The sequence below is a fragment of the Streptococcus sp. genome (assembly GCF_032481935.1).
GTDB lineage: Bacteria > Bacillota > Bacilli > Lactobacillales > Streptococcaceae > Streptococcus.
In genome coordinates this window covers 1-4,629 of record NZ_JAWERU010000067.1, presented here as the reverse complement: position 1 = coordinate 4,629, position 4,629 = coordinate 1, and the positions used below count along the sequence as shown (strand labels likewise).

Here is a 4,629-nt window from a genome sequence, read left to right as displayed (position 1 = left end):
AGTTCTTTTGCGATTTCGTACAATCTTTTCTTAGACAAATCATGTCCTCCTCTTCTATTCCATAAGAGACCTCATTTTCTTTGTAAATCCAGCATCTGTGACAGCCAAAACTTTTCTTGATTTTCCGACTGCTATGCTTAATTCCAGTGTTGAAAACACGGTAATAACTTCTACTTGATAATAATGACTTTTATCCTGAATCTTCTTGGCCAAGTTGGGACCAGCATCATGGGCGAGAAATACCAGTTTTACTTTCTGGTCTTGAATGGCCTTGACCACCATTTCTTCACCCGAGATGATTTTCCCTGCTCTCTGAGCAAGCCCCAAGAGATTGGCAATTTTTTGTTTATTCAAGTCCTAACTCTCTTCTTTTCACTTTGTGATCGACATAGGCAATCAACTCGTCATAAAAGCTTTCTTCAACTTCCATACTAAAGCTACGGTTAAAGACTTTTTTCTTTTTGGCCTCAAGGGCTTCTGCATTGTCTAGCTTGATATAAGCGCCACGACCATTAGCCTTGCCTGTCGGGTCGATAAAGACCTGTCCCTCTTTGTTCTTGACAATACGGAGCAAGTCACGCTTATCAATCACTTCGTTAGACACAACAGACTTACGCAAAGGGATTTTTCTAGTTTTCATCCTTCCCTCCTCTGATCAGCTTTTATTCTTCGACCAATTCGTCTGTTTCTACCTGGTCAGCTTGTTCTGCTGCTTCCATGGCTTCAAACTCACTTGCAGACTTGATATCGATACGGTAGCCAGTCAAATGAGCTGCCAAACGAACGTTTTGTCCACGACGACCAATCGCAAGAGAAAGCTTGTTATCTGGCACAACGACCAAGGCACGTTTGCTGTCGTTTTCATCAAAGATAACTTGGTCAACTTCTGCAGGAGCGATAGCGTTGTAGATAAATTCAGCTGGATCGGCTACCCATTCGATAACGTCGATGTTTTCTTCGATTGGAACCATACGATCGCTCTTAGCATCGTAGCGAGCTGGGTGGAATTTGCTAGTAATTTTCTTAATGTTAGCACCACCACGTCCGACGATTGTCCCGATCGCATCCACGTTTGGATTGTGGCTACGAACAGCAACCTTGGTACGGTCACCTGCTTCACGAGCCACGCTCATGATCTCAACTGTTCCGTCGTAGACTTCTGGAATTTCTTGTTCCATCAAGCGTTTGATCATTTCTGGATGGCTACGGCTTACAAAGACATTCACACCACGAGGATTGTCTTCAACCTTGTAGACATAAACTTCGATACGATCGTGAGAAGCAAAGACTTCTCCAGGAATTTGGTCTTGTTTTGACAATTGAGCTTCGATGCTGCCAAGGTTGACATAGATAAAGCGATTGTCGAAGCGCTCCACTGTACCTGACATGATTTCTTGCTCATGCTCTTTGTAAGTGTTGTAGGTGATAGCACGTGTTTGCTTGCGCATTTTTTCCATGATGGTTTGTTTGGCAGACTGAGCTGCTACACGACCAAACTCACCTGGTGCTTCTTCAAATTTAATCTTGTCCCCAAGCTCGTAAGCTGAGTTAATGGCAAGAGCATCTTTCAAGCTGATTTCCAAACGGCTATCAAATACTTCATCAACAACTTCACGAACAGTATAAACTGTAAAGTCACCTGTTTTTTCGTTGAAATCAATGGCTACACTGTCAGACTGCCCATAGCGTCTGCGATAGGCTGAACGAAGTGATTCCACCACTGCATCAATGATGTCTTCTTTTTTGATTCCCTTGTCTTCTTCCAAAATGCGGAAGGCCTCTAGCATTTCTTTACTCATCTTCTATTCACTTTTGAATCTTCAAAAGCTTCCTTTCTTTTACTATAATTTTACTGCTAAACGTGCTTTTGATACCAAACTGTATGGGATTTGGACTGTTTTCTTACGTGTCTTGTCCATATATTCCATAGTCAACTCATCCTCTTCAAAGGCTAACAAGGTTCCTTCAAAGACCTTTTGCTTATCGATGGCTTGGTAAAGTCCAACATGGATGTATTTCCCAACTGCTCCAGCGACTGCTTCCTTGGTTTTCAAAGGACGCTCTAAGCCTGGACTGGTGATTTCTAGGAAATATTGTTCTGGGAAGGGATCTGGCTTGATAGTATCTAGGACAGGACTGATGATTTCTGTCAAGTCCGCTGTGTCGTTCAAGGTAATTCCCTCTGGTTTATCTACAAAAATACTAAGAATCATGTCACTGCCAATCTTTCCGTACTCGATATCAACGAGTTCAAAGGGAGCTTCAATGACAGGTTCTACGACTTCTCTGACTAATTCTACGATAGTTGCGATTGCGTCCACCTCCTCATAAGCAAGAGGCGAAGATATTTCCCCGCCTCACTTTCTCATATTCTTACTTACAGTATAGCACTTTTGACTACTTATGTAAAGTATAAGCACTCAGAAGGCTTGATTTTAAGCTTTTTCTTAAAATTCTGCCTCAACTCGGTAGATAACTTGACCCTTACTTGAGAATTTTTGCTCATATTCTGTCATGACATTTCCTTCAAAGTCACTGGCATGCAAGTCCAACCAAACGCCATTAAGTTTCATGCCATATTGAGAAAAACTCACTAGGCTATATTCAAACAAGCCACGGTTATCTGTCTTGAAATGAATCTCACCGTGTTCAGGCAAGATACGCTTGAAGGTATCCAAGAAACTCTTATAGGTTAGACGACGCTTTTCATGGCGTTTTTTAGGCCACGGATCTGAAAAGTTCAGGTACAAACGATCAATCTCACCATCTTCAAAGTAGTCAGTCAAATCTGAACCATCAACCCACAACAACTTAATATTGGGTACAGCGACTTCCAAGACCTTGTCCAAGGCATAACTCAAAACAGACTTTTGAATATCGATCCCGATGTAGTTGATGTCAGGGTTTTGTTTGGCCATACCTGTCACAAAAGCACCCTTACCACTACCAACCTCAACATGGATAGGATTGTCATTTCCAAATAAATCTCGCCATTTCCCTTTGGCTTCTAAAGGATTTAAGACAACATACTGAGGATTAGCCTCTAGTAATTCTGTTGCCCCTTTACGATTTCTAACTCTCATCTCTTCTTTCCATACTTGTCACGGAAGATACGCAAGGCATAAATCTCCCGATTGACATTTTCTAGATCTTCATTTGTATAATATTTGGCAATCTGGCTCAAGAAGGATAATTGAGCATACCAAAATAGTTTGTTGATGACTGTCTGGTTGTATTTGTAACCGTAATAAGTCAACCACTCTTTCCACTGATAGTCTGGAATATAGTGACATAGCATATGCGCTACATCAAACATGCGATCCGTTAAACGAACGGAATCCCAATCCACTAAATAAACAAGACCGCTCTCTGTCTCAATCCAATTACTATGTCGTACATCTCCATGAACGATCGTTGCATAATCTTCCCTAAAGTTTGGCAAGCTTCCTCGCAAATCCTCTACTACCATTCTTAGATATTGATTGTTCTTCAAGGATTCTGGAGCATCTTTTAACCAAGCCTGAAGCAAGTCAAAAGGTGTTTCTAAAGAATAGCCCAAACGAGTCAATTGCGTCATCAAAGGACGCGAACGATGCAAGCGGCTCAAAATGTTGATAATCTGCTTGCGATTCATATCATAAGGGGTCAAAATTTTACCATTCAACCATTCTTGGGCACACATATCACGCCCATCCGATAAACGGCGAGTCCATAATAATTGAGGAGCGATTTGTTCCTTGGCTAAACCAGGTAGGATTGGAGAGGTGTTCATTTTAATAAAGACGCGCTTCCCATCAGGATAGCTTCCCATATAAGCTTTTCCGCTTTTCCCAGGTATAGGGGTCAGCGTTAGCTCAATATCACCCAAGTCCATTTCTTTCCTCCGTATAAAGTTTCCTTACTATTCTACTAGTTTTTAGGCTATTCGTCAACCAGTCCAGACCTGATTCTCAAATAAAAGCCCTTTATCCAATCTTGTTAAAAGAAAAAGGTAAGCACAATCTCCTACTTACCTTTCATGATTTTTATAAATAAAATAAGAGTGGCCAACTGTTGTAAAACATATGGACTAGAGTAGAAACCCATAGATTTTGGCTCTTTTTATAAGCAAAGCCCAGTAACAAGCCCCCAAGTAGATAAAAAATAAACGAAGGGACATTAGAAGGTCCATGCATGAAAGAAAAGAGAGAGGAAGTTAGCACAAGCCCTAACCAAGAATTTTCAAAAACCGCACCTTGAAGAAGTCCTCTGAAAATGAGTTCCTCCTGGATGGGTCCAAAAACTGAGGTAGTCAAAATCAAAGACAGAGAAATACCTCTGCTGACTTCCTCCAAGTGTTGAACTCCTGCGCCAGAAGAAACAGCGAAGAAATGAATATAAACTAGCGTCTCAAGCACACTTAGAAGAAAGATTGCAATGAAAAGCAAAAGTTGTTTCTTGCTTAACATCCCAAAAGAAATCATTTCAAACTGTCTAGCATAAACAACACTCAGCGAGGTTACTAGAAGACTTACAATAATCAATGCAGATTCATTTTGAAAAAAATCCCCATGGTTAATCGTATAAGGAACTGTAATGACGATTATTAGTACTAAAAATCCAAAACAAAAGGCATGAAATTTATCAAAA

At 40.8% G+C, this 4,629-nt stretch carries 7 protein-coding genes; all 7 read right to left on the bottom strand.

The window, feature by feature from the left end:
* Window positions 1–54: 54 nt before the first annotated feature.
* Window positions 55–354 (bottom strand): YlxQ-related RNA-binding protein, encoded by a 300-nt coding sequence (locus E7C97_RS08995; RefSeq protein ID WP_001041383.1) that lies wholly within the window; start codon window positions 352–354, stop codon window positions 55–57.
* Window positions 347–640 carry an RNase P modulator RnpM gene (gene rnpM / locus E7C97_RS08990; protein WP_000857562.1) on the bottom strand — a complete coding sequence of 98 codons (294 nt, stop codon included), beginning with the start codon at window positions 638–640 and terminating at the stop codon, window positions 347–349. Before rnpM ends, E7C97_RS08995 begins: the two co-directional genes overlap by 8 nt.
* A 22-nt stretch (window positions 641–662) precedes the next feature.
* Entirely contained in the window at window positions 663–1,799 is a 1,137-nt protein-coding gene (gene nusA / locus E7C97_RS08985; RefSeq protein WP_000032287.1) for a transcription termination factor NusA, read from the bottom strand.
* A 42-nt stretch (window positions 1,800–1,841) separates the two neighbouring features.
* Window positions 1,842–2,321 (bottom strand): ribosome maturation factor RimP, encoded by a 480-nt coding sequence (gene rimP / locus E7C97_RS08980; RefSeq protein WP_000338687.1) that lies wholly within the window; start codon window positions 2,319–2,321, stop codon window positions 1,842–1,844.
* A gap of 126 nt (window positions 2,322–2,447) precedes the next feature.
* Window positions 2,448–3,083 (bottom strand): tRNA (guanosine(46)-N7)-methyltransferase TrmB, encoded by a 636-nt coding sequence (gene trmB, locus E7C97_RS08975; protein WP_070460207.1) that lies wholly within the window; start codon window positions 3,081–3,083, stop codon window positions 2,448–2,450.
* Complete coding sequence (ccrZ, locus tag E7C97_RS08970) at window positions 3,080–3,874, bottom strand: cell cycle regulator CcrZ (protein ID WP_000362994.1); 795 nt, start codon at window positions 3,872–3,874, stop codon at window positions 3,080–3,082. Before ccrZ ends, trmB begins: the two co-directional genes overlap by 4 nt.
* Before the next feature lie 151 nt (window positions 3,875–4,025).
* On the bottom strand, window positions 4,026–4,629 hold a 604-nt coding region (locus E7C97_RS08965), incomplete at its 5' end, for a type II CAAX endopeptidase family protein (RefSeq protein ID WP_316108981.1).